This window comes from Streptomyces sp. SJL17-4 (assembly GCF_036826855.1).
GTDB lineage: Bacteria > Actinomycetota > Actinomycetes > Streptomycetales > Streptomycetaceae > Streptomyces.
Map to the genome: position 1 here is coordinate 13,866 of NZ_CP104578.1, position 25,308 is coordinate 39,173.

Here is a 25,308-nt window from a genome sequence, read left to right on the forward strand (position 1 = left end):
CGGCGAGGGCGGACCAGGCTTCCTTGAGTTTTTTCGACCAGTCGTCGAGCGGTTTGCCGTCGTCGCACAACAGGCCGTCGAGGATCTCGATACGCCAGGACTGGATCGGGTTGGCCAGGGCGGTGTGGATCTCGGGTCCGCCGGCCCAGGTGGTGAAGGTGGCGCCGGGCGTGGCGGGGTGGTGCCAGGCCTGGTCGCCGGGAGCGGGGGGGGCGGGGAGGATCCCGACGTGGTTCCAGGTGTCAGGGACGGTGACACGGACGTGCCAGTGGCCGCGGTGATCCGCTTGAGGGTGCCGACAGGTGACTTCCAGGTGTGCTTGGCGTAGGCGAAGGTGCGGTCGTACTCGGTTAGGGCCGGCAGCTTGTCCGGTACCCGGGGCGGGGTGATGAGTTCGGTGCGGCCCTGGCCAGCGGTGGCATGGAGCAGGCCGCGGAGTTCCTCGGACAGGACGGGGTAGCCGTCGGCGTGCTGGCCGCGGACGGGGATAGTGCGGGTCCCCTGGGGTCGATCACCGACTTTCTTACGTTCGGCATCAGTTTCCTGGCGACGGTTCGAAGGCACCCTCCACTCCCGCAGGGAAGAACACCGGCCCGTCCGCCGACGGAACCTGCAGGGTTGCCTCCACCATCAAAGACTCAGTCAGGGGTTCGTGCCCCCACCGCTGGGCTCGCAGATCGATGCGCACCGGCTGCCGTGCCCCGAATACCCGCGTAATCATGGTTTCGGCCGTGCCGTCAGTGCTGACGATGAGATGTATGCCGAGCCGTGGCCCTTCCACCGCAACCTGTCTCAGCACCGTGACCACTTCCCGCGCCAGCAGCACCTTCTGGAAGTCGTCCACAACGACGATGAGACGCCGCAGAACGTGTGGAATGCCGTACTCGTCCGCGTCGTGTGCGAGCGCCCCGAAGTCCGAGTCGTTGACGTTCCTCCCGAGCATGTTCCAGCGTTTCGAAACTTCCTGTCGAAGCTTCTCGCAGAACGAGAGGGCATGCGCCGGATCGTCGCCGCGCAGGCGGAGGAACGAGGCACCCCGTACGACGTCCTCGAAGCGGGTAAGTCCGCTGCGTCCGTCGTAGTCAGCGCAGATCAGTTCGAGACCTGTCGGGTTCTGCCGCGTCAGCTGATCCAGCACGCGTCGCAGGACGCTCCTTCGGATTTCGGCCGGACGCCCGCAGAGCACGAGGTGGGGGCCCTGGCCACCGCGATGCTCGCTCTCCAGGTCCAGTCCCACTGGATCCAGACCGGGATCGAACCCGAGGGAGACCCGCATCGGCTGGCTGTCCCCGGACCTCTGGAACTCGAGGGAGTCGAGGGCACGCTGCAGCCTGGCTGCAGACGGCCGGTGCGCGGGTTCCGTCCGGGTGCATGCCTCCAGAATCGCCACCCATTCGATGGAAAGCAAGCCAGCGGGCAGGGCCAACGTTTCGGAGAGATAGTCCCCCTGTCCCTCCCCCGTCGCCGCGTCCATAAGGACGACACCGAGCGCGTACACGTCAGACTCGCGGGTCGGTTCGACGCCGGGCGTGATCAGCTCCGGGGCACGGTGCCGAGGGCGGGGCCCGTACGCGTCGCAGTGCGGGCTGGTCCTGCCGTCCACGGAAGCGGTCATCCACCCGGTGATCTGCATCTGCCGCCCGGCCACCAGCACACGACGGGGGGGGTGAGCGAGCCGTGGACCAGGCCGTTCTCGTGGGCGTTGGCAAGGCTTGCCGCGAGCTGGCGAGCTACCTCCAGCAGGCGCGCTCGGTGGAGGGGGCCCTCCTGGCCTAGGAATTCATGCAGGTTGGGTGCCGGTTCCGAGGCGTCGTCCAGCGCGCATTCGACGGCGATCCAGGGCCGAAGGCGGTGGGCGTCCCAGGCCAGGAGCCGCGGCGCGAGGAAGCCGTTCAGCCGCTCTAGCGCCGTCACTTCGGTCATCACGAGGTCGACAGCATGGCGGGGTTGGCGCACTTCGGGTGTGCGGATGACGAGCACACGGCCCTCTCCGTCGTGGGCCAGGAGCAGCCCGATGTCCGACCAGCCCCCCTCGTACTCGGCGAGCACCTCGTACAGCAGGCCGTTTGGGCCTTCGAAGCGGTTGTCGGCGGCGGATAGCCGGCGCCATCCCGTCAGCTCCTCGTTGAGGACGAAGCCGTGAGGGAGCTCCCGCAGCTCGGCGTGCGGGCTAAGCGGTTCGGGTGCGGATTCGGGTTCCGGCGGGGCTGGCGGTGCGATGCCGAGTCTGCGCCGGAGGGCCTCATCGACCCAACCGAAGGGCCTGCGGCTGCCCGACCTGACCCGCTGCGGGCCTTCGTTGTGAGGAAGCCAGGCCGGGAATCCCGTCGACGCGTTCGGAAGCCCGTGGAGATGGTCCGTGACCTCCCGTGCCGTCCTGATCAGTGCGGAGGGCGGGACCGTGCCGAGCAGAACCGTGCGGATGCCTTCGGTGAAGTCGAAGGTCTTGTGGTGCGGGAGGTCGTCGGAGCCGTCAACGCCGTGCATGAGGCCGCCTAGGAAGACCTCCGCCAGGTGGGCCGTGTCGACGGACGGCTGCAGGGCGTGCTGGACGAGCCGCATCGCCGGGACGGGGAGCGGTGCCACGGCCGCCAGGTGTGCCGCGAGGCGGTACGCCTCCGAGGACGCCGAGGTCTTGAACCGCAGCACGGCGTCCTCGGCCGCGACGGCCCCGGCAGGTCGGGTGCACGCCCGTGCGCCGACGGCGGGGGCAGTCGTGTCCGGGCCGGTCAGGAGCGGCAGTACCACGGTCTCTCCGTGGGAGCCGATGAGCTGGGCCCAGGTGCCAATGTGGCTCCCCTCTGCGGAGAGCACTGGGACCGGGACGCCGTCGTAGGGGGCCAGTTCCGGCGGCAGGACGGGATCCTCGACGTGCCAGGACCGGTTGGCCGCTCCCCTGCGGCGGGTCGTCACGCGCCAGGGCCGCGCGTCAATGCCCGAGCCCGCCCAGAGCCGCGGCGGGAGCGCGTGGAGGACGGCCACGGGTCCCGTCGACGCGACGCGGTCGAGCTCCCGGTGCATCGTCCCGTCCCGCCATGCCCGTCCGACGCCGTCGCTCACGACGAGGAGCAGGGTGTTACCGGAGGGGTCGAGAACCGTGGACATCGGACGCGCCCGGCCTCGCCTTCCGTAGGGGCGGCCGGTCAACCGGGGACCACCGGGCGTGCGGCTGTCGAGGCCGTGGAGGCGTACGTCCCGGAAGGCGCCGCACCGCTCCATCAGGGCACGGACCTCGCCCGCGAGCCGCTGCCACAGGAGCATCGAGACGCCGTCGTCGACGAGGACCGCCAGGTCGAGCCAGCGGGTCCGCACGGGGCGGAGCACGGCGTCGGGGAGGCCGGTCTCGGCCATGGCGTCGACTGTCGCGTCGACGTCAAGTTCGGTGCGCAGCGCGTCGGGACGGAGCTGTCGCAGGGGGCGCAGGGCGCGCCCGATCAGGAGCTCCGTACCGTCGAGCGTCTTCATGCCCGGGGCGCGTACGGCCATTGCGGACCGGTCGGAGGAGGCGGCCTGGTGGTGTCGGTGGAGGATGACGGCGAGGCGATCTGGATTGGGATCACACGTAGGTCGGCTGGTGCTGAGTGTCCGGGCTGCGGAAGGTGGTCGAACCGCATTCATGGGTCCTACCTGCGTTTCCCCGCTGACCTACCGAGCGTTGGAAGACGTGTGATGCTGTGCCTGCGAGTCCGCCGCTTCACCTGCGCGGACACCTCCTGTCGGCGACAGACCTTCGTTGAACACGTACCTGGACCGACCCGCCGACACGCTCAACGAACTGAGCGGCTGCGGGCGGCCTTGGCCGAGGTGGGTCTTGCTTCGGCCGGTCGTGCCGGCGCACGCCTTTGTCCAGCCTGCGAGCCGCCCCCGGGGCGGTTGACATCGCAGGTGGTCATCGCTGCGCGGGGCGGAAGTCCGAGGGGGTCTTTCCTGTCTGCTGCTGGAAGAAGCGGGCGAACACCGCTTGGCCGGTGAAGCCGAGCCGGTCCGAGACCTGCCCGATCGGCAGGTCGGTGTGGGCCAGGAGCCGCTGGGCTTCCAGCGTGGCCATCGACGTCACCGGCCATCCCGTCCCGCGGGAGGAGATCTCGCTCCCGCCCGAGACCGTCGACTTGCTGGGTGCTGACCGTTCGGTTCCTACGCCCTGTCGGCCTGTCGAGGTCACGTCTCGTGGGCGGGCGCGGCATCCGGGGATGTGAGGTGTGGGCGCTTGGCGGTGCGGCCGTCGCCTGAGGATCGGCCGCGCAGGCGGCGGGTGATCCAGGGGCCGAGGAACTCGGCGGCCCAGCGCAGATCGGCGGCGCCGGTGCGCCGGCCGGCGGGCTGCGGGGTGGCGAGGGCGGGCAGGGGGTGGGTCCAGGAGTCGTCGCTGTCGGGCAGGGCGAGAGTGTGGGCGATGGCCGCGGCGATGCGCTGGTGGCCGAGGGGGCTGGCGTGCAGGCGGTCCGTGCTCCACAGGCGGGGGTCGGTGACGACGGCGTGGTGGCTGGTCTCGGCGACGACGACGCCGTGCCGATGCGCGGCCTCGCGGATGCGCTCGTTGAAGGCAGTGACGCGGTGGCGGACAGGCCGGGCGAGGGGGGTGATGCGGGCGACGTCGGGGAAGGTGAGCGTGGCGACGCGGGTCCCCTGCGCGGTGAGCGCGGCGAACATCGCCTCCAGGTGGCCGGCCACCTCGTCGGCGTCGAACCGGGGCCGCAGCAGGTCGTTGACGCCGGCCACCACCGTTGCCAGATCCGGTCGCATGGCGAGCGCGGCGTCGAGTTGTCCGGCGTGGACCTGGCCGGCGAGGCGGCCTCGGACAGCGAGGTTGGCGTACAGCAGATCGGGGTTGTGGCGGGCCAGGTGCTCGGCGAGGCGGTCGGCCCAACCGCGCAGTCCCGTCAGGTCATCGCCGTCGCCGACGCCTTCGGTCTGACTGTCGCCGAGGGCCACGTACCGCGAGAAGGGAATCTGCGCGCCGGGCATGGGGGCCTCTGTTCGGTGAGTCGGTATGGGGACGCTGCCGAAGGGTTCACGTCTGCGGTGTGGCGTGTTCCTGATCGCGGGCCGTCGTGGTGCGTCGTTCGAGTATGCGGAGCACGGTCTCGCCCCACTGGATGTTCTCCCGCTCGAACGCCATGCCGCGCAGCAGTGTCAGGTACGGACCGATCCGTTCGACCTGTGCGCAGTACTCGTCCTCCGTGCACCCCTTCAGGAGGCGCTCCTTGAGTCGTTCGTACCGGGCGAGCTTGGCGGTGGCCCACTCCACGCGTTCGGTGATCGCCGCTCGTACGGCCTCGATGTCGCCGACGTCCGCGCACTGCACCTTGACCAGGAGCTCGTCGCGGATGGCCGTCGGCTTGCCCGGCGGTTCGGCGACGTAGGCACGCACGGCTGACATGCCGGCTTCGGTGAGCGAGAAGAGCCGCTTGTTCGGCCGGCGCTCCTGCTCGACGATCCGTGCGGCGATGAGCCCCTCGCGCTCCAGGCGGTCGAGCTCCCGGTAGAGCTGCTGAGGGGCGGCCATCCAGAAATTCGCGACGGAGGCGTCGAAGCCCTTGGCCAGGTCGTAGCCGGACGCCTCCCCTTCGAGGAGCGCGGCCATCACCGCGTTGCGCAATGCCATGAGACCAGACTATCGCATCATTGAATAGTCATGGAGGTGACTATTCCAGTTCGCCATCATCTCGGCATGGGGGTGGACAACCCGCGCGATGCGGCCCTAACCTCCGACGCACCTAATCAACTAATTGACTAAAGGTGATGTCGTGCATCCGTTCCGCCAGGCTGTCGAGAACCGCGACGAGGCCGCCATCGAGGCGCTCCTCGCCGAGAATGTCGTCTTCACCAGCCCCGTTGCCTTCAAGCCGTACCCGGGCAAGGCGATCACCGCCGCGATCCTTCGCGGGGTCATGCGGGTCTTCGAGGACTTCACCTACGTCCGCGAGATCGCGAACCCGGACGGCCGCGACCACGCCTTCGTCTTCACCGCCACCGTCGACGGGCGGCAGATCCAGGGCTGCGACTTCCTCCACTTCGACGAGGAAGGAAAGATCGACGACTTCACCGTCATGGTCCGGCCGCTCTCCGCCGCCCAGGCCCTCGCCGCCGCGATGGGTGCCCAGTTCGACCGGATCGCGCGCGAGGCGTCCGGGGCGGCCGGGGCGGCCGGGGCATGACCGACGTCGACGCCGTGGTCATCGGTGCCGGCAACGCCGGCCTGACCGCCGCCACCACCCTCCAGCTCGCCGGGCTGCGCACCCTGCTGGTCGAGCGGCACAACGTCCCCGGCGGCTGCGCCACCTCCTTCCGGCGCGGCCGGTACGAGTTCGAGGTCGCGCTGCACCAGCTGTCCGGGGTCGGGCTCGAAGGCCAGGGATTCACCCTGCGGGGCCTGTTCGACAAGCTGGGCGTGTCCGACCGGATCGACTTCGTGCAGGAGGAGGACCTGTACCGGGCCGTCGTTCCCGGGCGCCACGACGTGACCGTGCCGGCCGACTGGGCCGGGGCCGCCGACGCCCTGGAGGAGGCGTTCCCCGGCAACCGGGACCGTATCGAGCGATTCTTCCAGCTCCTGCGGGACGTCGCGTTCTGGCAGATCGCCGCCATGCGCGGGATGCCGGGCGCCGAGATCGACCCGCTCCTCTTCCGGCAGGGCCTGCGGCCGCTCGCCGACGTCCTCGACGAGCACTTCGATGATCCTGGCCTCAAGTCGGTGCTCGCCACGTACTGGACCTACCTCGGCCAGCCGCCGTCCCGGCTCGCCTTCCAGGACCTCGCGCTGACGCTCTTCGCCTACCTGGAATTCAAGCCCTGGCACGTCAGGGGCGGTTCACAGGCGATGTCCACCGCGATCCTCGAATCCTTCCTCGCCGCCGGCGGCGAGGTCCGGTTCAACACGGCGGTCACCGGGATCCTCACCGAGCGCGGCCGGGTCGTCGGGGTGCGCCTCGACGACGGCGAGGAGGTCTCGGCCCGGGACGTCGTCTCGAACGCCTCACTGCCCGTCACGTACGGGATGCTCGACGACTCCGTCGTCCCGCACCGCGTCCGCACCGACCTCGCCACCCGCCGTGTCGGCGTCTCGGGCTTCGTCCTGCACATGGGGCTCGACGCCGCCCCGGCGGAACTCGGCTTCACCACCAGCACCACCTTCGTCAACGCCGACCTCGACGACGAGCGCACATACGCCTCCTGGCGCACCCTGGAGCCCGCCCGCGGCATCTGCGTCTCCTCCTACGACGTCGCCCCGATCGGATTCGCCCCCTCCGGGGCCACCCACGTGAGCCTCATGACCCTGCAGTACGGCGACGTGTGGGAGAAGGTCCCGCCCGTCGAGTACGCGAAGGCCAAGTTCGCCTACGCCGAGAGCCTCCTCGACCGGGTCGAGGCCGTCGCCCCTCGGATTCGTGACGCGATCGACGAGGTCGACGTCGCCACTCCGCTCACCATGGCCCGCTACCTCGGCCACCCGGGCGGCGCGATCTACGGCTACGACCAGGACCGCACCGAGAACTGGCTCTTCCGCGACAGCCTGCGTGACCCGGGCGTGCCAGGGCTCCATCTGGCCGGTTCCTGGGCGGGGTTCGGCGGATTCCAGCCCACCCTTGAGGCCGGCCACCGCGTCGCCCGCCGCCTCCTGCGCGCCCAGACCGCCGCCTGAACCCTCCAGGAGACACCTGTGAAGCACCCTCTCGCGCCGCTCTTCGACGGGCACGACGACATCCAGGCGGAAATCGACCGGCGTCCCGCGGACACCGCCGACCACGCCGCCGCGACCCGCCGCATCCTGGACGCCTACCACCCCGGCCGGCTGACCCTCACCGTCGCCGCCGTGGTCAGCGAGACCCCGAGCACCGTCACACTCCGGCTGCGGCGCCCCGACGGCGCCGACCTGCCGCCGTTCCTGGCCGGTCAGTACGTAGCCGTACACACGGACGGCACCAGCCGCCCGTACGCCATCTCCTCCGGCCCCGCCCGCCCCGACCACTGGGACCTGACCGTCCGGCGGGTCCCCGGCGGCCGGATCAGCAACCACCTGGTCGACACCGTGAAGGCCGGCGACACCCTCGTCACCACCGGCCCGATGGGCACGTTCCACCACAACCAGCTCTTCCACGGCGACGACGTCGTCTTCCTCGCCGGAGGCTCCGGCGTCGCACCGGCGATGAGCATGATCCGCGACATCGTCGACCACGGACTCGACCGCCGCTTCCACCTCGTCTACGGCTCACGCTCCGCCGACGACATCCTCTTCCGCGAGGAGCTCGACGCGCTCGCCGCGGACCATCCGAACATCCGCGTCGACCACGTCGTCGCCGAGCCCGGACCGCAGTGGGCGGGGCCCACCGGATTCCTCACCGCGAGCCTGATCAAGACTCTGGCCGGGCCGCTCGACCGACGGATGGTGTACGTGTGCGGGCCCCAGGCCCTCTACCCGTACGCACTCACCCAGCTCGCCGAACTCGGCCACCCACCCCGCCGGATCCGCCTCGAGGCCAACGGCGCCCCCGCCGACCCGACCGCCCAGCCGCACTGGCCCACGGACACGCCACCGGACACCGCGGTCACCGTCACCGCCCGCGGGCAAAGCTTCCGCACCCGCCGCGACCGGCCGCTCCTCGACGCCCTGGAGGACGAAGGCATCCGCCCCGAGGCCGCCTGCCGCTCCGGCGAGTGCAGCCTGTGCCGTGTCCGGGTCGTCAAGGGCACCGTCCACACCGCCGAGGAGGCCCGGCTGCGGCTGTCCGACGAGAAGTTCGGCTACACCCACTCCTGCGTCGCCTACCCGCTCACCGACGTCGAACTCGACATCTGAACCCCCTTCCGATGCCCGGCCTCCCCCGCCAGGCGCCCACCCCAGACTGCGCGCGGGGTCATCACATGCCACAGCACGTCAATCCGGAAAGCAGCCGCGTCGCGGGACACGGTGGCGATGCAAGCCACGGCGGTCGTACAACCAGGTCACACCGAACCCGAAGCCCAGCCCGGCGGCGAGTGCCGCGCCGGTCATGACCCAGGCCCGGGTCAGCCCGGCCGCCCCTCGCGCGTCGAAGTAGAGGATCGACCGGACACCGCCGGTGATCTGCCGCAGCGGCTCGAACTGCGCCAGCCCGCGGTAGAAACCGGGGAGCGCTTCAACGGGGGTGGTGGCGCCGGCCGACGGGACCGCCATCGCGATGAACACCATCGTGACGAGCAGCATCCCCGGCGAACCGTAGGCGGCGAGCAGGGCCAGGGCGCCGACACCCACTGCGGCGACCGCGGACACCGACAGCAGCCACAGCTGAGGCAGATGCGCCGCGTCCATACCCAGGAGCCCCACGGCGGCGCCCATGATCAGACTGCCCATCACCAGAGAAAGCCCGAGCATCAGCGTGGCGGCCACGGCGAAGGTGCGGGCCCGCGAGGCCGCCACGAGACGCCGCTGGCGGCGCCACGGCCCGACGTCGCTGTGCCCGTACCCGAGCGCGGCGTCCACCTGGCTGTGCAGCACGTCGGCCCCGAGCATTCCCGAGACGACGAGGATCAAGGCGTAGTAGAAGGCCGTCAGCCCCATGCCACTGTTGCTGCCGAGCGGGTGGCCGTCCTCCACCTGGACGCTGACCGGATCGGCCAGCAGCAGTCGCTCCGCCGCACTGGCGGAAGGCTGCCCGGCACCAGCGCGCGTCAGCTGCTGCCCCGACGCCGAGGAAGCCGCGTACGCCGCCTTCTGCGACGTCCGACTGGCCATGGAGGACCCCAGACTGCCCGCCGACTGATTCGTCAGAACCGTCAGCACCGGCCGAACCGAACTCCGGCGCCCGGAGCGGTCAAGCCGGCGACCGAGGCCGTGAAGTCCTCCGGAACCACCACCAGAGCGCCGTACAGCTTGCCCTGCGCCGGTCGACACGCTGCCGAGGCGCTGCGCGCCTTCGACGTGGACACCGACAGCGTCTACGCCGGCGGTGCCCTACGGCAGGAGCAGCCCCAGGACCACAGGGTTCGGGCAGTCGCGCGCCGATACCTTCCTGCCGTCGAACCGCGCTCGACCAGGGGGTGACCGTACGGCGCAGCCAGGGCTACACCCTCCGCTTCAGTGTTGTCCCTGCCGTGCACCGCCCGCCGTCAACGGTCTCCAAGACGCCCCTGCCCAGCGCAAGGCCCGCCGCGAGTACGAGAACCGCGTCAGCACGCTCGCGCCGACCGGACCATGATCGTTCTCATCGGGATTCCTGTACGCAACTACTCGCACCCGGATCTGGAGGCGCCCGCCAGGCCTGTGCCGCGCGCTGCGGGCACGGCGGAAAGGCGTACCCCCCGGGCAACAGGCCGGGGGTACGCCTCTCTGCGGCGCCTGCTGTCAGGAGGAGCGGACCTGGATCTCACCGATCCCCGAGCCAAGGCTTGAGCAGTGCGCGGTCGACTGGCCGGAGTCGCCCGGCTCGAGGCGGATGTGTTCACCGTCCGCGTCGGGCGACCAGCCACAGATCAGGTGGACCCAGAAGGTGATGGGCTCGCTCCCGACGTTGGTGCACAGCGCCCAGCCGGTGTAGTCATCGATGTTGTGCTTGCCCTTCTCGCACGAGAGCCCGTGAGGGTCCGCGGCGGGGGCGGCCCCCGCGGCGGGCGCCGCGACGGACAGAGCGAGGGCAAAGGCTGCGGACACGGCGAGGGCGGCACGCACAGCGACGCCCGCCTTCCTGTTGTTCTTCAAAGTGTTTCTCTCCGTGAGGTCGGACGACTTCCATGCCCACTCTGCCGCTCCCAAACCGGACCAAAACTACGCCCGGCTTGACCGTCCGTGAGCGAAAGGATTCGGCACGCCGGGAGAAGGCACACTCGGCCCTGCGGAAGTCAAGGACACGCTGCTCGACGTCCGGGACGGCGGCGGTGGAGGTCGCGACGGCCGGAGCAGCCGTCGCTGTCGCCGACAACGTCCGCGCCCCTTACGCCGAAGCCAGCGCGACCGTCAACAGCAGCGGAGGCATCCAGAACTCGAAGGGCGTCGAGAAGGACACGTGCCTGGGCACGGGAGAGTGGGTGCGTCACCTTCACCGCCCCCGGTTCGACCCGTCCCAGGTCCTGCCCAGCGTCAGCTCCCTCCAGTGGCGACAAAGCATCAGCTACGGGTGGAGCAGCGGCTGCGACGCCAGTACCCACTCCGTCAGGGTGTTCTCGTACGACATGAACGGCCCGGGTGTTGCACCACGGTTCCCTCGCGGTGCTCTCAACATGCTGACCTGCCAAGGAACAGCCGCGGCACCGGGTCACCCTCTGCCGGCGGCCGGGCGCTTCGCGGCCGCCCCCACCAAGGGATATGCCTCGATGCAGTCGGCGATCACGTCGAGCGTGGACTCGACACAGGGTCAAAGACGGTCCGGTTGACGAGTGCTCGTCGGACGAGGGATGACCCTCGTATTCGTTCGCGCGGAGGACAGCGAGGAAGGCATGCGCGAGCATGACCAGGGTGACCCAGCGGGACCAGGACAGGTAGCGGCGGACCTGGTGCTCGTCCAGGGCCGCCAGGCCCTTGCCGGACTGGAAAGACTCCTCGACCCGCCACCTTGATCCAGCGACGCGCACCAGGGTGGTCAGCGGCACTGCGGCAGGCGGGCAGCAGCGGTAGTAGGCACGTTCGCCGGTGCTGCGGTTGCGGCGGATCAGCAGCTGCCGGCTCCCGGGCCGGGGACCGGCGAGGTCGATGACGGCCCAGTCGTAGAAGCGGTGGCCCTTGGCTCCGGCCCCTGCGGACAGCTTCTGCCAGGCCCTCTTGGGCACCCTCCTGGCCAACATGTCGGCGCGAAACCTCCCGGCGCCTGTGGTGACTTCGTGCGAGCAGGCCACCGCGAGGACGTAACCGGTGCTGCGTTCCTCCAGCGCGGTGCGCAGCCTCGGGTTGCCGCCGTAGCCCTGCTCTCCCGCGACCCAGGCGGCCCGATGGCCGGCGTCGAGGAATCGGGTGACCCTGCGAGCGGGCAGCTCCGGCTTGGTCGCGAACTCCGTATTGTCACCGAGGCCGGCGGCCCGGCAGCGGTCGGGATCGGAGGTCCAGGAACGCGGAACATAGAGTTCCCGGTCCACTGTGGTGTGCCCGCGGCGGCCGGCGTAGACCAGGTAGACGGCGACCTGGGCGTTCTCGATCCTGCCCGCGGTGCCGGTGTACTGCCAGCTGGACTCCAACAGTGTCGGTTCCGTTCTTCACGTCGCCGGTCTCGTCGACCACCAGCACCGCCTCGTCGTCGTGCAGATGCTCTCCACCACGTCGTCACCCACCTCGACGCGGACCTGTTCGGCACCCCACTTCGCCCTCCCGAGCAGGTGCTGCATGCCCTTCCGGGGGCCTGTCCCCGGCCCACTCGGCGATGGTCCAGCAGTTCTTGCACGGCAGGTCCGACAACAAGCCGAGTACCAACTTCCGGGCCCGGCGTCGGGATTCGACCCGTGTGAAGCGTCCCGCTATCCGGCTCATCAGGCCCTCGAACGCCTCCGGCCAGCAAGCAGGGTCTACGCTGTGACCTGCGGCCACCGCATGATCGTTTGTCTTCACACACCGATGATCAACGGTGGCCGCCACCCGTCTCCACACCGCGTCAGGTCGCGCAGCGTCTGCCTGCCGTCCTGTGTATCGGAGGGCTTGTGCAACGTGGCGAAGTCTGGTGGGTCCAGTTCGACGAGCGGAGGTTGGTCGTACTGCTGTCAGGAGACGACGCGTCCGGGTTCCAGGTGATGCAGGTCGTCGCTCCGGCGGGCCTCGACATCAGCGGCCTGGGCATCGAAGTGACGGTCGGCGCCGGTGAAGGGCTGCCGCTCGAAGGCGTGCTGCGGCTCGCGTTCCCGCGTCCAGGCTTCACCCCGTGCACGTGGCTGACCACCGTGTCCCGGGACGACCTGATAGAGCGGGCGGCCACCCTGTCCTCCAGGAAGCTCAGCGAGATCGACGATGCCCTCCGACTCGCTGAACAAGCACAGGAGCGGACCTTGGCAACGACCGCGAAGCTCAGCGAGATAAGGGACGCCCTCCGTCGCGGCGAACTCTGGTAGACGGAGAAGGAGCCGACGCCCGCGACGGCATGGGCGATCTCGGGCGAGATGATCCACGCCGGACACCTGCCGCCTCGACGCCCCTCATCATCGAGATCACGATCTACGGCTGGAGGATCAGGGCACTGGCCGGCCCCTACCTCGGTCCTGGCCTGGTCGGTGCCGGCCTCCTTACGGGCAAACCGGCGCGGGACTGGCCGTAAATCCGGCCGAGGTCTGGGCGGGGTGGGGGAACTCCGTAGGGCCGGCGCTCGATGGTGCACCCGATCCTGGGACATCCCGGGGGCACCGGCCAGGGAGCGCGAAAGCATCAGCGCCCCTTGCCAGTGCCCCCGGTAACTCGATGCGATGCGGGGGAAGGTCAGGCGGGGTTGATGTTCTCGGCCTGGGGGCCCTTCTGCCCCTGCGTGACGTCGAACGTCACGGTCTGGCCTTCCTGGAGCTCACGGAAGCCCGAGGAGTTGATCGCCGAGTAGTGGGCGAAGACGTCCGGGCCGCCGCCGTCCTGGGCGATGAAGCCGAAGCCCTTCTCCGCGTTGAACCACTTCACAGTTCCGGTAGCCATGTCTCATGCCTTCCAGTCGATGAACGCCTCCCGCACCGTGCGGAAGGCGGAGGTGATCGCCCTGGTTCCTGCGGCACAGCACAGCAAAACGCCCACGCTCAAGGCGTGGGCAAAGGGAACTTCCGAACCACGACAGCTGACGCAGACGGTACACGCCCGCACATGCTCACCACAGGAAATGAGTACACGTCATGCCTCGGACCGAGTGCGCGCAGGCCCGCCGAGGGCCGACGGGCACGCCCCGGCTCAAGCCGCGGCCGTTGGGTTCGCTGATTCTGCGGCACGGCGGTACTCGGCGTTGATGCGCTGGGCTTCCTCGAGCTGGTCTTCGAGGATGACGATGCGGCAGGCGGCCTCGATGGGGGTGCCCTGGTCGACGAGTTCCCGGGCGCGGGCGGCGATGCGCAGCTGGTACCGGGAGTACCGGCGATGTCCGCCGGCGGAGCGGAGCGGGGTGATGAGGCGGGCTTCGCCGATGGCGCGGAGGAAGCCTTGGGTGGTGCCGAGCATTTCGGCGGCTCTGCCCATGGTGTAGGCGGGGTAGTCGTCGTCGTCGAGACGGCCGTAGGTGTCGTCTGCGGTCATTGCACCTCTCTGTGGAACGCGTGGAGGGGCCCGGGTGCCGTACTGGCACCCGGGCCCCGAAGGAACTACTACACCATCTGCCGGCCCTGATGCCGCGCCGGCCTTCTGTGTCCGCGTGCCCGACCTGAACGCTGTCGGGGCTGCGGGGATCGCGGTTGCTTGACCGGAGACCACCTCACTATCGATGTCCTGCGGTACCCGGGCTCACGACTTCCGCCCGGGCGATCCTGATGGTGCTTGGCTCCTCCGTTCTTCCCTCTGGATCAATCACTACCAATCGGGAACTGCGTACTGCTGTTACTGCGAACTGCTTGTACCGCTGGTGTTGCGTTACTGCTGGTGGCCTCCCACAGCGCCACTTCGGCAGCCAGCCCCGTCGCCCGTCCTGCGTCTGCTCCGGCTTAGAACCCCACTGCCGAACTTCCCGGTGCGCGCGCCCGCAGCCGACGCCTTCACCAGGGGTACTGCCAACCGACTTCACTGCTGGGTACTGCCAACTGCATTTACTACGGGTACTGCCACTGCGGTACTGCTCACGGCAGCCCCTGATCACTGCGGGCCACCCGGTCCGGTCGTCAGTCCCGTCGCCGTCCTGCAACAACCCTGGCTTCGGAACTCCACCACCGCACCGTCCTGCACACTGCAACTACCTGTACTGCGGGTACTGCTGACCGGCAGTTCGTCTCTGCCAGGCCCTGCGGTCTCTCTGGGCTACGAGAGAAACCATAACCACGACACCACCCAATGTCTACTCCGGCCGACATAGATTTCCGCATGTTCGACGGTGAGGTAATCGACCTCGAACAGAGACGTGGGCCGGCGCGAAGACGGCCGGCGCCGGGCTGCCCGCCACAGGCCGGGCACACGCACCGGACGGCCGGGACGGACCGGGCATTAGGCGAGCCAGAGACCAGGGGAAGCTGATGGACACGATGAGCGTCAGCGTCGCAGCTGCCCGCTCCACGGCCTCCGTCGCCGACGCCCGCGAGAGCGCCCGGGACTTCCTCGACCGCGTCCTACCGCCGATCGCAGCCGAGGCCCGAAGGCATATCCGATGGCTGCTCGTCCGGCGCGGGGTGTGCATCCGGCGGAAGTATCGGCAGGTCCGCCTCCAGCACCGCGGCCAGGGCGGGTGGTCCGAGTCCGCTGCCGCAGGAACGGGGTTCGTGGCGGATCGTGAGCCATCGCCGTATCGCAGAGGGACACCCGCGCTGTTCTGCCAGCGGCGGAACAGCCGCCCGACCGGGCTCGACGATCACTACAGTCCCGTCGCATGACGACGATTACGACGCACACGGTCGAGTATCCGGCCGACGGTCTGACGATGATCGGGCATCTCGCGCTTCCGGCCGGTGTCGATCGCCGGCCCGCGGTGCTGCTCGGGCCGGAGGGTACAGGGCTCAGCGACGTCGAGCGCCGCCGGGCCGATGCGCTCGCCGAGCTGGGGTACGTGGCGCTTGCCTTCGACCTTCACGGCGGGCGCTATTTAGGTGATCCCGAGGAGATGCTGGCCCGTTGCATGCCGCTGCTCGCTGATCCCGACCGGATGCGGGCCATCGGTCATGCGGCGCTCGACGTGTTGCGCGCCGAGCCGCGGACCGACCCCGACCGGATCGCTGCCGTCGGCTACGGCACCGGGGGCGCCGTCGGGCTGGAACTCGGGCGCGACGGCGTCAACCTGCGCGCGATCGGGACAGTCAACGCGCTGACCACGGGCCGGCCGGGTGAGGCGGCGCGCATTCGCTGCCCGGTGTGGGCCGGGGTCGGGTCGGAAGACCCGATCATGCCGCCCGCGCAACGGGACGCGTTCACCGCCGAGATGCAGGCCGCGGGCGTCGACTGGCGGCTCGTGGTCTACGGCGGCGCCTTGCACGCCTTCCACCACCCGCCGGTCGACCACCCCACGGTCCCCGGCGTCGGCTACCACCCACGGCACGCGCAGCGAGCCTGGCGCGACGTCGTCGACCTGCTCGCCGAGTGCCTGCCCGTAACGGAGTGATCTGGTCGACAACCGCGATTCCGGGGCGCTGACCAGGCCCGTCGACCGCCACCGGCTCTTGTGGTCTCACCCTCGACGCGGTCAGCGGCCGGCGGGACCGGCCTGCCTCCCGGGCCCGCGGGCAGGTGCGGGCAGCCGAACGAGATCAGGCGTTTCGGGTGCGTGCGGGGACTCTCCTGGGGGTGTGGGAGTGGCGGGTGGGCCGGTGAAGACGGGCATGCCGAGGTCGACCAGTCGGGGTTGACCAGTGGGGGTCGGCCGGGGGCCGGGGGCCGGGGCCCGGCTGAGGCTGTTGAGCTTGGCGGTGGCGGTGTCGAGACTGACCTGGAGCCTTCGGCTTCGCCGAGCCGGCCGTTGCCGCGGACTTCGCGGGTGTGTTCGCGATGGTCCTGGGTGATCTCGATGAGGCGGCCCCGTTGGCGGGGCGATGGGGAGGACAGGGCAGCGGATGCAGGCGTGCTCGTGCTTGCGGGGAGTGGCGTGAGGCCGTCCACCGGCGCCAAGGGAGACCTTGCGTAGGTCGACGTGCTGCTGGAAGTCCTGCCACTCCTGGTCGGAGGGCTCGCGGTACTCCTCCTGGGGCCGGTCAGCCCTGCGCCGGTCCCCAAGGCTGCGGTAGGTCCGCACCAGGTCGTTCTGGAAGACGGTATGTCTGGGTGGTCGCCGGCGTCTTGGGGCCGAGGGTTCGCGCGGCGATGTGGACGGGCAGGCCGCCGGTGACAGCTTCGGTGGCGGACGTCCGGCGGAAGCCGTACGGGTGTGGCGCAAGGGATGCGTACTCGTCCGGTGTGTCCTTGCGTACTCCGGTCAACGACTCGATGGCGGCTGCCGGCGCGGCCGGCCGGGTCGGCTGGGTCGGCTGGGGGGGGCAGCCTCCGATACGGCGCAGTGCGCGTCGTCAGGCGCCCGCGTGGACGTGTGCGGCCCACACCGACGGCAGGTTGGGGTACTTCGTCCTGAGCTGTCTGACTGTGTGATGGACTGCCGCCGACGCGCACAACGCACCGGATCGGTCCGCGGTCAGCTCGCTGTAGATCCGCTGGCTGAAGGCTGGTGCCACGACGTCGTCGACGCGCCAGAGCGTGCCGACGACCTGGGAGAACCCGGCTATCTGGAATGCCGCCAACGGGTGGATCGCCTCGTCGGACAGGCGGGCGGTGGTGCGGGCCGTGTCGCAGGCCGACAGGAACGCGAACGTTGCGTTCCGCAGGCGCAGCCGGGAGAGGTCCAGCACCCGAAACGGCGTGCGGTCGTGGTCGTGCAGGGCGAGGTGGCTGTCCGACGGGTTGTCCGGGTCGCTGTATCCATGGCAGGCGAAGTGCGCCCAGCCGCTGGCCGGCAGGGCGTCGAGAACGGTGTCGCGCGTCGCGTCCGCGCCGATCAGGACCGTGGCGCCGGGTATGAGAGCGGCCAGGTGGTCGGCTTCGATCTGTGCGCCGGGCAGGTCCGGGGCGTCGGGAGTGTGCGGCATCGCGACCACCAGCAGCCGCGGCTCGTTCCGGTCGTCGCGGCGGGCCGCGCGGGCGTGGCCCAGAGCGCGGATCGTCGGTGTCGTCGAGGAGACGGCGCGGTCGAGGAGCGCGGGTCCGCCGTCGCGGTGGTGGCCGGCCGCGTGCAGGGGGAGCAGGCTGAGCGGCCCGACCGGGGCCCACCAGATCCTGGGCCACGGACCGTCCGCCGCTGGTTGTGCTGTCAGTCCCAGTTCGCCGAGCACAGGGTCCACGACGGTGTCCCACAGCCACTCGAGGGTGTCGTGGATCGTCTGCTCGGCGGCCGGCCGCGCTTGCGTGAACGCGGTGTGCAGAGCGCGTACGCGGTGACTCACGGTCTCTTCGCTCAGCCGGTCCAGCGCGCGTGAGCGGACCCCGTCCGGGGTGATGATCAGTGCGTCGCACCGGTGCCGGCTGACGTTGACGTACACGATCGGTCCCTCGTGCGCCTGCGCGGTGAGGTCGGTGAGCAGCGGGGGCCGCAGGAACCGTTCCATCCCGGGCAGTGCGCGGATCCGGTCGGTCAGCGTGTCGAGGTCGTCCGCGAGGGCCACGCGGTCGCTCGTGGTGTCGGTTTCGAACTCCGCGGTGAGCGTCTGGAAGCGTTCGGCCAGCTCGGGTGCCCGCTCGTGCAGGTCGGAGAGATCGCCGCGGCTGTCGAGTGCCTGGGCGGCCAGGACGCAGCGTCCGGATTCGAGGAGGGTCACCGCGCTCACCTCGTCGCCGGCGGCCAGCGCGCACGCGGCCGCGTCGGCGGCGAGCCCGGCGAACCGGCCGAGCCAGTACTGGGCGTCCTCGCGGCCCAGGCGGCGCCCGGCGAGCCGGGGCAGCAGCCGGACCGCGGCGGCGTACCCCTCGGCGGCCACGTCGAACTGCCCGGTCTCGGCGGCCAGATCGCCCCACCGGTCCGCCGCTTCCGCCCGGCTCTGCGTCGGTGATCCGGCAGACGCCGCGGCTTGCCGGTAGTAGCCGAGCGCCTCGGTCAGCGCGTCGTCATCGCCGAGGTGCCGGAAGCCGAGCGCCAGGACGTTGGCGACGCGGGTCAGCAAACCCGCCCGCGCATAGGCGTCCGGCTCGGGCCTCCGCACCGCGCTGCGGGCCAGGTCGACCGCCTCGGCAAGGAGGTGCGGATCCGGCGGCTCTTGTCGCGCGACGGCTGCGGCTGCGGCGGGGTCCGTGCACCAGTCGCCGAGCGCGGCGGCCAGGCTTGCGGTGTACCCGGGCCAGTGCGGGCTGTCCTGCGCAGTCGCGGCCACGGACGCGCGACGCGCGGCGATCGCGTCCCGCAGCGCGTTCCGGTCGCCGAACTTCTCGTACGCCGTCCCCAGCACACCGCCGAGATTGGCGAGCCGCACGGCCCGGCCCGGGTCGTCGTCCGCCGTCACATCCGCGGCCGCTCGGTGGGCGGCGATCGCCTCGTCGAGGACGCTCGCCTCGCCCGTCCTGGTGAACCAGTCGGACAGCATGGTGCCGAGGTTGGAAAGCCGCTGGGCCTGCTGGGCGACCAGGTTCGCGCCGAGACGGACGGACTCCCGCGCACGGTCCACCGCCTCCGACAGCACCTGCAGCTCGCCGGTCACCCGGTACCGGTTGTGCAGCACGACGGCGAGGATCCCGAGCGAACGCGGGTGGTCGCCCTGCCCGGCCGTGGCCTCGGCGGCGCGGCGGGCGACGTCGATCGCGTCCATGACGTGGGCCAGGTCTCCCGTCGCGTGGAACAACGCGTTCAGGTTGACAGCGAGGTTGCCCATGAACTGGACCCGCCGCGGATGGCCCGCCGGCGTGCACGCGACCGCCTCCCGCCCGATGCCGACGGCCTCCGCGAGCGCGGCGTGGTCCCCGAACTCTTCACCCCGGGTGGCCAGCGCCGTGGCGAAGTGGTCCAGCCGCACGCCCCGACGGGGATGGCCGACGGGGGTCGCCGCCGCCGCCGAACGCCCGAGCTCGATCGCCCGGTCGAGCCGGGCCACGTCCCGGGTCTGCTTGAACTCAGCGGCGTACCGGCCGCACACATCGGCTTCGGAATCGGCGCGTTCCCAGTCACAGTCCGATGCCGGGGGCTCGCCGGTGAGCGCAGCCCAGTCCCGTTCGGTGGCCGTCAGCTCCAAGAGGTTCTGCGAGTGCCATGGATGGGTGACCGGGGTGTGGGCCACCAGCGTCTGGCGGACCCGAAGCAGTTCGGCCAGATCATCGCGCGCTCCGTGAGCCCGGTAGCGGTCGTGGAGAAGGTAGGCGAGGTTCTTCAGCCGGTCGAGCACGTCGGACGACCCGGCCGGCGTGAGCTGAACCGCTCGCCGGGCGGCGTCGATGGCTTCCTCCACGACACCGCCCTCCCCCGTCTCATGGAACCAGTCGCGCAGGACGACGGCGAGGAAGTGCAGACTCCTGGCGGTGGACACGTCGTCGGGGGAGCATGCGACGGCGGCCCGCGCGTGCTCGGCGGCTTCCGCCAGGGCGGCGAGGTCTTGTGTCACGGTGAACTCTGTCCGCAGCGCGACAACGAGGTTACCCAGGTAGAACGCCTTCTTCGTAGACGGTTCCTCCTCGACGGCCGCCCGGCTCCACTCCAGCGCGTCGGCGAGGGTTGCGCGGTCCTGGTTCTGTTGGAACGCGGTGTGCAGCAGCATGCCGATGTTGTTGGCGTAGCTCGCCGAATCCTCCGGGCTTCCGTACGCCAGGAGGTAGGCCTGCGTGACAGCCCGGACGGCTTCCTGCAGGAACGCGAAGTCACCGGTCTGGTGGTAGCGGGTATGCAGCAGGCCTCCGAGATTCGACAGGACCGTGCGGCGCTCGGCCCCGTCCTCGGCGGCCAGCAGCGCCTGGCCGAGGTCGATCGCCTTCTCGACCGACGCGGGGTCCGCGCTGTGCCGGGCCACGTGGAACGCCTCCCAGAACCGCTCGGCCAGGCCGTTCGCGGGCCCGCCACCCACGCGTAAGTCCTCACTGCCACTCGAGGGCCCGCCATCCACGTCCACGCGTCAGTCCTCGCTGCCGTTCAAGGGCCCGACAACAGCCACGCGTCAGTCCTCGCTGCCGTTCGAGGTGCCGGCCGGGCCGCTGGGCGCCTCGTCCGGTTCGGTGACCGTGCGTTTCGGGGTGTAGCCGCGTTCCGTGGCCTCCTGAAGCAGCGCCGCCTCCTCGGGCGAGAGCTCGGGTTCGTGCGCCATTTATCGCTCCTCCCCCGGCACGGCCGCCGGTTCTCCGGGTTCGACGAACTCCAGCACGTCGAAGTCTTCTGCCCGCAGCCGCAGGCCCGCCGTCCCGTGGACGCGCGCGCCGAACGACCCGTCGGCACCCATCACGCGTGCCGATTGCAGGTACAGCTCGGCCGGGTGGGGGTAGGAGGAGGCATACGACCGGTCGCCGTACCAGCCGCCCGCCCAGTTGCCGTCCTTGAGCCGCACGCGCACGAAGCACGGTTCGCGGTCGCGGAACGCGTGGTCCCAGGCGCTGGGCGTGGGCAGGAAATGGGCCTTGCGCCGCTGCCGGTCCACCAGGGAAACAGTGGCCGCCGCCACGGCCGGCACGACGAGGAACAGCACCACGGCGACGAAACCGACCACTCGCGGCCGCTCCACGAAGCCGTCCCAGCCGCCGCCGGTGCCTTGAGCCAGGCGAACCAGCGCCGGCCCCGCCACCACGGCGTACAGAGCATCCAGTGCGATCGACGCGACGATCGCCCGCAGCACCCGCTCACCCAGATCACGCTCACCGGGCACCGGCCCACGGCGGCGTTCCCGGACGAACTGATAGGTGACCCCGGGCAGCACCAGAAGGACGAGCAGAACGAGCTGCACGACCGTCCCAGGCGCCTGCACACCCCACCCCCATGTCTCACCGACTCGTCCCATCAGGCTACTACCGGCCTGCGTCCGCGAGCACGAACGAAAGGACGAATAGCAGCAGTTGGTGCCATTGCGGGGTGAGTGGTGATCACCTCTCCTCGGCACCGCGCTGAAGACCGCCGAGCAGACCAGCAAGCGAGCAGGCCACGACCAGGACCTTCCGCCCGAAGCCGGCAAGGCACATCCGGGGGCTGGACACCGTACTGGCCGGTCAAGGCCGGGAACTCCGGGTCACTGGCGCGCGCCCAGCGCAGCGCGGCAAGAGTGAGTTCCGCCCAGGCCCGGAATTACGGCAACGATGCCCGGCCATGGACGGGACGCCGGCCCCCTCGCGGATGGACCGACAACGGATGAAGGCAGATCCGCACGGGGGGCGAACCCGACGGCAGCCGGCAGCAGGCAGCAGGCACGGAAGGGTGCGCCGAAGACCGCGGCGGCACCGGCGGCGGAGCTACGGCCGGGGCGTATGGCTGAGCAGGCCAAGACAGCAGCGCCCGGCGGTCAGGGCTGCGACGGAACACAGCGGTGGCACGGGAAGCAGCGCCCGGTGCAACAGGGCTGGGATACGGCCGCGGAGCGGGAAGCAGCGCCGCGATACAACAGGGCTGGGATACGGCCGTGGGGCCGGAGCCCAGGGGCGTGACTGAGCACCCCCGTAGGCGGACTTCGCCAACTGGGGCGCTCACCTCGCTGCCCAGCCAGTCGAGTCGGCAGTGCGGCACCGGGTCTCCACAAGATGGAAGCTGATATAGCGGGCGAGGACCAACGGGCCCTGAAGGTCACCGGCCTCAAAGGTGATACGACGCAGAAGGCCGACTCCTTCAAGCACAACGCCCTCGCAGGCGAGGACGCCACCACCCGCGAGGTCCTGCGCATGCTCGTGCTCCGCGCTCTACCCTCGCCGACGGCCACTCCCCGCCCGAGACTCGTCAGTACCTCGACGGCTCCGTACACCAGCCGGTCACCGTCCGACCTGCCGACCGTCTCTCTCCCGAAACGCCGCATTCGGTGCATGAATACCTGTGTTCGCGACCTGAGATTTTGACGACCATCGCGTAGAGGGTTTTTGCCAGCGACACCCAGGGGAAATATTCGACGCACAAAGACTACGGGGACGTGCTAGTGTCTATCTCAGTTGCAGTTTTGGTACCCAAAAACTTCGAGTACTCCCGTCGGCCGCATGCCGCTCGGAAGTGCTTTATATTTCCGGTATTTTCCGGGCAGGGCATCATCGCGGCGACACGGCGTCCGTACGGTACGGATGCCGGTGTACTGCCCCAAGGAGATACGACATGGCTGCCGGCACCGTGAAGTGGTTCAACGCGGAAAAGGGTTTCGGCTTCATCGAGCAGGACGGTGGCGGCGCTGACGTGTTCGCCCACTTCTCGAACATCGCCGCCCAGGGTTTCCGCGAACTGCAGGAGGGCCAGAAGGTCACCTTCGACATCGCGCAGGGCCAGAAGGGCCCGACGGCCGAGAACATCGTCACCGTCTGACGCTGACGCGCATCTTGCAGCTGGGGCCCGCATCCCTCGGGGTGCGGGCCCCAGCTGCATCTATTTCCGCGCAGTGATTTCTCCTGCCGGAACACCACCTCAAGGTACGCAGCCCCCACTTCGGAGCCGCACCCCTCGATGCCCCGGATTCACTTCCGCGCACATTTACTTTCCGCCTGCGTCGCCACGAATTTTCCGTGCGCCACGTTCGCTTTCGCTTCTCGAATTCCATTCGGTCCGTACCTGTGATTCCGCATGCCGCTCTTACGCTGCGGAACTCCTCGATACGTGCCGTATCAAGGAAGGTTCTCTATGAACCCCACACGTACGAACAGCCGCTCTTCCCGAACCCGCCGCACCAGCGCTCCCGCTTTCGGCTCAGCCGCCGGTTCGACCCGGGGCAGCCGCTTCGGTGCGTCGTCCGCCCCGAGCCGTTCGGGTGCTCCCCGCCGCTCGGGAGGTCAGGGCCGGCGGCCCACCCCGGTGCAGGGGGAGTTCGCCCTGCCGAAAACGATCACTCCGGCGCTGCCCGCCGTCGAGGCGTTCGCCGATCTCGACATGCCGAGGACCCTGCTGGCCGCGCTCACCGCGCAGGGCGTGTCCGTCCCGTTCCCGATCCAGGGCGCGACGCTGCCGAACTCGCTGGCGGGCCGTGACGTCCTGGGCCGCGGCCGGACCGGCTCGGGCAAGACCCTCGCCTTCGGCCTGGCACTCCTCGCTCGCACCGCCGGACAGCTCGCCGAGCCCCGCCAGCCGCTCGCTCTGGTCCTGGTCCCCACCCGGGAACTCGCGCAGCAGGTCACCGACGCGCTCACGCCGTACGCCCGCGCCGTCAAGCTGCGCCTGGCCACCGTCGTCGGCGGCATGCCGATCGGCCGTCAGGCGAACGCGCTGCGGAGCGGCGTCGAGGTCGTCGTGGCGACCCCCGGCCGCCTCAAGGACCTGATCGACCGCGGCGACTGCCGACTGAGCCAGGTCGCGATCACCGTCCTGGACGAGGCCGACCAGATGGCCGACATGGGATTCATGCCGCAGGTCACCGCGCTCCTGAACCAGGTACGCCCCGAGGGCCAGCGCATGCTGTTCTCCGCGACCCTGGACCGCAACGTCGACCTCCTGGTCCGCCGCTACCTCACCGACCCCGTCGTCCACTCGGTGGACCCCTCCCAGGGCGCGGTCACCACGATGGAGCACCACGTCCTGCACGTGCACGGCGCCGACAAGCAGCGGCTGACGACGGAGATCGCCGCGCGCGACGGCCGGGTGATCATGTTCCTGGACACCAAGCACGCCGTGGACCGCCTCACCCAGGACCTCCTCAACTCCGGGGTACGGGCGGCGGCTCTGCACGGGGGGAAGACGCAGCCGCAGCGCACCCGCACCCTGGCGCAGTTCAAAACCGGGCACGTCACGGTTCTGGTCGCCACGAACGTGGCGGCGCGCGGGATCCACGTCGACAACCTCGACCTCGTGGTCAACGTGGACCCGCCGACCGATCACAAGGACTATCTCCACCGCGGCGGCCGGACCGCGCGGGCCGGCGAGTCCGGCAGCGTCGTCACCCTCGTCACGCCCCAGCAGCGCCGTGGCATGAACCGTCTCATGCAGGACGCCGGCATCGTGCCCGAGACCACCCAGGTCCGCTCCGGCGAGGAGGCGCTGACCCGGATCACCGGCGCCCAAGTCCCCTCCGGCATCCCGGTCACCATCACGGCACCGGCGCCCGAGCGCCCCAAGCGCAGCACATCCTCCTCCCGCGGCCGCCGCGGCACCGCCTCGGCCGCCCGGCGCGCCGGCGCCCGCCGGCCCGCCTTCGCCGCGGCGGCGGCCTGAGAACCACGTGCGCCGAAAACTCGCCCATCTACGCAGGAGGCATATTGTGACGCTGGTCCGGATGCAGCCCAGCTCGGTGAACACCAGGTCTGGGCCCCAGACGGTCAACGACGTCATGGAGGTGGCCGGACCACAGGTCTGCGATGACATGACGGTCGAAGTGGCCCTGGCCGTGATGACCAGTGCGCGCACCGGGCATCTCCTCGTCTGCGACGAGGACGGCCTGTGCACCGGGTTGGTCACCCGGGCCCAGCTCACCGCCGTCCGCGACAGCGCCGCCTACAACGACCAGATCCGGTTGCGCGCCGTACCCGGCGACCGCGGGCTGTTCACCTCGCCCCTGACCACGACGGCCGAAGCCGAACACGCGATGCGCCACCGCCGGCTCGACGTGCTGCCCGTCATCGACGAACAAGGCAGCGCCCTGGGCGTCCTCGCCCTGGCCCTCTGAACTGCCTCACCACGGCAGAACCTTCCCTCCTTCTTCTTCCTG

Annotated in this window: 20 protein-coding genes and 2 pseudogenes; 9 read left to right on the forward strand and 13 right to left on the reverse strand. The window is 70.2% G+C overall.

Going from position 1 to position 25,308, the window contains the following annotated elements:
• Nucleotides 1–535 precede the first annotated feature (535 nt).
• Both N5875_RS00065 and N5875_RS00070 read right to left on the reverse strand, forming a co-directional pair.
• Nucleotides 536–1,615: a hypothetical protein gene (locus N5875_RS00065; protein WP_338490921.1), complete on the reverse strand. Its 1,080-nt coding sequence runs from the start codon at nucleotides 1,613–1,615 to the stop codon at nucleotides 536–538.
• The gene (locus N5875_RS00070) at nucleotides 1,612–3,618 is read right to left on the reverse strand and encodes an SAV_2336 N-terminal domain-related protein (protein WP_338490924.1); all 2,007 of its coding nucleotides are present in this window, start codon (nucleotides 3,616–3,618) and stop codon (nucleotides 1,612–1,614) included. The genes N5875_RS00065 and N5875_RS00070 overlap by 4 nt, the downstream gene beginning before the upstream one ends.
• On the opposite strand from N5875_RS00070, the pseudogene N5875_RS00075 reads away from it, so the two are divergent.
• A pseudogene (locus N5875_RS00075) lies at nucleotides 3,556–3,696 on the forward strand (transposase family protein); the annotation flags it as partial. The gene N5875_RS00070 and the pseudogene N5875_RS00075 overlap by 63 nt on opposite strands.
• 193 nt (nucleotides 3,697–3,889) lie before the next feature.
• On the opposite strand, the gene N5875_RS00080 reads toward N5875_RS00075, so the two are convergent.
• The 3 genes from N5875_RS00080 to N5875_RS00090 form a co-directional block, all read right to left on the reverse strand.
• Complete coding sequence (locus tag N5875_RS00080; RefSeq protein ID WP_338499040.1) at nucleotides 3,890–4,048, reverse strand: helix-turn-helix domain-containing protein; 159 nt, start codon at nucleotides 4,046–4,048, stop codon at nucleotides 3,890–3,892.
• Nucleotides 4,049–4,158: 110 nt separating this feature from the next.
• Nucleotides 4,159–4,965, reverse strand: a complete 807-nt coding sequence (locus N5875_RS00085) for an SGNH/GDSL hydrolase family protein (RefSeq protein ID WP_338490926.1) — start codon at nucleotides 4,963–4,965, stop codon at nucleotides 4,159–4,161.
• A 46-nt stretch (nucleotides 4,966–5,011) separates the two neighbouring features.
• Nucleotides 5,012–5,605 carry a PadR family transcriptional regulator gene (locus tag N5875_RS00090; RefSeq protein ID WP_338490928.1) on the reverse strand — a complete coding sequence of 198 codons (594 nt, stop codon included), beginning with the start codon at nucleotides 5,603–5,605 and terminating at the stop codon, nucleotides 5,012–5,014.
• Nucleotides 5,606–5,747: 142 nt separating this feature from the next.
• Between N5875_RS00090 and N5875_RS00095 the strand changes: the two genes are divergently transcribed.
• Genes N5875_RS00095 through N5875_RS00105 form a run of 3 tightly spaced genes read left to right on the forward strand, consistent with a single transcriptional unit; the run spans nucleotide 5,748 to nucleotide 8,797 of the window.
• Complete coding sequence (locus N5875_RS00095; RefSeq protein ID WP_338490930.1) at nucleotides 5,748–6,158, forward strand: nuclear transport factor 2 family protein; 411 nt, start codon at nucleotides 5,748–5,750, stop codon at nucleotides 6,156–6,158.
• A complete protein-coding gene (locus N5875_RS00100) occupies nucleotides 6,155–7,642 on the forward strand; it encodes an NAD(P)/FAD-dependent oxidoreductase (protein WP_338490933.1) in 1,488 nt (495 codons plus the stop codon). Before N5875_RS00095 ends, N5875_RS00100 begins: the two co-directional genes overlap by 4 nt.
• Before the next feature lie 18 nt (nucleotides 7,643–7,660).
• Nucleotides 7,661–8,797 (forward strand): FAD-binding oxidoreductase, encoded by a 1,137-nt coding sequence (locus N5875_RS00105; protein WP_338490936.1) that lies wholly within the window; start codon nucleotides 7,661–7,663, stop codon nucleotides 8,795–8,797.
• 78 nt (nucleotides 8,798–8,875) lie between these two features.
• Here N5875_RS00105 and N5875_RS00110 read toward each other — a convergent pair whose 3' ends face one another.
• From N5875_RS00110 to N5875_RS00120, 3 genes and pseudogenes are all read right to left on the reverse strand, one after another.
• A complete protein-coding gene (locus N5875_RS00110) occupies nucleotides 8,876–9,760 on the reverse strand; it encodes a DUF3533 domain-containing protein (protein ID WP_338490939.1) in 885 nt (294 codons plus the stop codon).
• Nucleotides 9,761–10,321: 561 nt separating this feature from the next.
• Nucleotides 10,322–10,627, reverse strand: coding sequence for a hypothetical protein (locus N5875_RS00115; protein WP_318212509.1), 306 nt, complete (start codon nucleotides 10,625–10,627; stop codon nucleotides 10,322–10,324).
• Nucleotides 10,628–11,352: 725 nt separating this feature from the next.
• Nucleotides 11,353–12,430, reverse strand: a pseudogene (locus tag N5875_RS00120) (IS701 family transposase); the annotation flags it as partial.
• Nucleotides 12,431–12,597: 167 nt separating this feature from the next.
• Between N5875_RS00120 and N5875_RS00125 the strand changes: the two are divergent.
• Entirely contained in the window at nucleotides 12,598–13,002 is a 405-nt protein-coding gene (locus N5875_RS00125) for a type II toxin-antitoxin system PemK/MazF family toxin (protein ID WP_338490941.1), read from the forward strand.
• Nucleotides 13,003–13,363: 361 nt separating this feature from the next.
• Here the strand turns inward: N5875_RS00125 and N5875_RS00130 are convergent, their stop codons facing one another.
• Together N5875_RS00130 and N5875_RS00135 are read right to left on the reverse strand one after the other, a co-directional pair.
• A complete protein-coding gene (locus tag N5875_RS00130) occupies nucleotides 13,364–13,567 on the reverse strand; it encodes a cold-shock protein (protein ID WP_030224583.1) in 204 nt (67 codons plus the stop codon).
• A gap of 246 nt (nucleotides 13,568–13,813) precedes the next feature.
• Complete coding sequence (locus N5875_RS00135) at nucleotides 13,814–14,152, reverse strand: MerR family transcriptional regulator (RefSeq protein WP_318212435.1); 339 nt, start codon at nucleotides 14,150–14,152, stop codon at nucleotides 13,814–13,816.
• A gap of 1,273 nt (nucleotides 14,153–15,425) precedes the next feature.
• On the opposite strand from N5875_RS00135, the gene N5875_RS00140 reads away from it, so the two are divergent.
• Nucleotides 15,426–16,151, forward strand: a complete 726-nt coding sequence (locus N5875_RS00140) for a dienelactone hydrolase family protein (RefSeq protein WP_318212437.1) — start codon at nucleotides 15,426–15,428, stop codon at nucleotides 16,149–16,151.
• 898 nt (nucleotides 16,152–17,049) lie between these two features.
• Here the strand turns inward: N5875_RS00140 and N5875_RS00145 are convergent.
• From N5875_RS00145 to N5875_RS00155, 3 genes are all read right to left on the reverse strand, one after another.
• Nucleotides 17,050–20,571 (reverse strand): CHAT domain-containing protein, encoded by a 3,522-nt coding sequence (locus tag N5875_RS00145; RefSeq protein ID WP_338490953.1) that lies wholly within the window; start codon nucleotides 20,569–20,571, stop codon nucleotides 17,050–17,052.
• Nucleotides 20,572–20,661: 90 nt separating this feature from the next.
• Nucleotides 20,662–20,808: a hypothetical protein gene (locus N5875_RS00150; RefSeq protein ID WP_318212439.1), complete on the reverse strand. Its 147-nt coding sequence runs from the start codon at nucleotides 20,806–20,808 to the stop codon at nucleotides 20,662–20,664.
• On the reverse strand, nucleotides 20,809–21,438 hold the full coding sequence (locus tag N5875_RS00155; RefSeq protein WP_338490955.1) for a DUF6338 family protein: 630 nt from the start codon (nucleotides 21,436–21,438) through the stop codon (nucleotides 20,809–20,811).
• Nucleotides 21,439–22,778: 1,340 nt separating this feature from the next.
• Here N5875_RS00155 and N5875_RS00160 point away from each other — a divergent pair.
• The 3 genes from N5875_RS00160 to N5875_RS00170 all read left to right on the forward strand — a co-directional run bounded on the left by N5875_RS00160 (nucleotide 22,779) and on the right by N5875_RS00170 (nucleotide 25,266).
• Nucleotides 22,779–22,982 (forward strand): cold-shock protein, encoded by a 204-nt coding sequence (locus tag N5875_RS00160; protein WP_200430022.1) that lies wholly within the window; start codon nucleotides 22,779–22,781, stop codon nucleotides 22,980–22,982.
• A gap of 312 nt (nucleotides 22,983–23,294) precedes the next feature.
• Entirely contained in the window at nucleotides 23,295–24,815 is a 1,521-nt protein-coding gene (locus tag N5875_RS00165; RefSeq protein ID WP_338490960.1) for a DEAD/DEAH box helicase, read from the forward strand.
• 46 nt (nucleotides 24,816–24,861) lie between these two features.
• Nucleotides 24,862–25,266 (forward strand): CBS domain-containing protein, encoded by a 405-nt coding sequence (locus tag N5875_RS00170; protein ID WP_318212442.1) that lies wholly within the window; start codon nucleotides 24,862–24,864, stop codon nucleotides 25,264–25,266.
• Nucleotides 25,267–25,308: the final 42 nt, after the last annotated feature.

Excerpts from the sequence above, each read along its gene's own strand:
- N5875_RS00065 (WP_338490921.1), bottom strand. The coding sequence starts at position 1,615 with ATGACCGCTTCCGTGGACGGCAGGACCAGCCCGCACTGCGACGCGTAC.
- N5875_RS00070 (WP_338490924.1), bottom strand. The coding sequence starts at position 3,618 with ATGAATGCGGTTCGACCACCTTCCGCAGCCCGGACACTCAGCACCAGC.
- N5875_RS00080 (WP_338499040.1), bottom strand. The coding sequence starts at position 4,048 with ATGGCCACGCTGGAAGCCCAGCGGCTCCTGGCCCACACCGACCTGCCG.
- N5875_RS00085 (WP_338490926.1), bottom strand. The coding sequence starts at position 4,965 with ATGCCCGGCGCGCAGATTCCCTTCTCGCGGTACGTGGCCCTCGGCGAC.
- N5875_RS00090 (WP_338490928.1), bottom strand. The coding sequence starts at position 5,605 with ATGGCATTGCGCAACGCGGTGATGGCCGCGCTCCTCGAAGGGGAGGCG.
- N5875_RS00100 (WP_338490933.1), top strand. The coding sequence starts at position 6,155 with ATGACCGACGTCGACGCCGTGGTCATCGGTGCCGGCAACGCCGGCCTG.
- N5875_RS00130 (WP_030224583.1), bottom strand. The coding sequence starts at position 13,567 with ATGGCTACCGGAACTGTGAAGTGGTTCAACGCGGAGAAGGGCTTCGGC.
- N5875_RS00135 (WP_318212435.1), bottom strand. The coding sequence starts at position 14,152 with ATGACCGCAGACGACACCTACGGCCGTCTCGACGACGACGACTACCCC.
- N5875_RS00140 (WP_318212437.1), top strand. The coding sequence starts at position 15,426 with ATGACGACGATTACGACGCACACGGTCGAGTATCCGGCCGACGGTCTG.
- N5875_RS00150 (WP_318212439.1), bottom strand. The coding sequence starts at position 20,808 with ATGGCGCACGAACCCGAGCTCTCGCCCGAGGAGGCGGCGCTGCTTCAG.
- N5875_RS00160 (WP_200430022.1), top strand. The coding sequence starts at position 22,779 with ATGGCTGCCGGCACCGTGAAGTGGTTCAACGCGGAAAAGGGTTTCGGC.
- N5875_RS00165 (WP_338490960.1), top strand. The coding sequence starts at position 23,295 with ATGAACCCCACACGTACGAACAGCCGCTCTTCCCGAACCCGCCGCACC.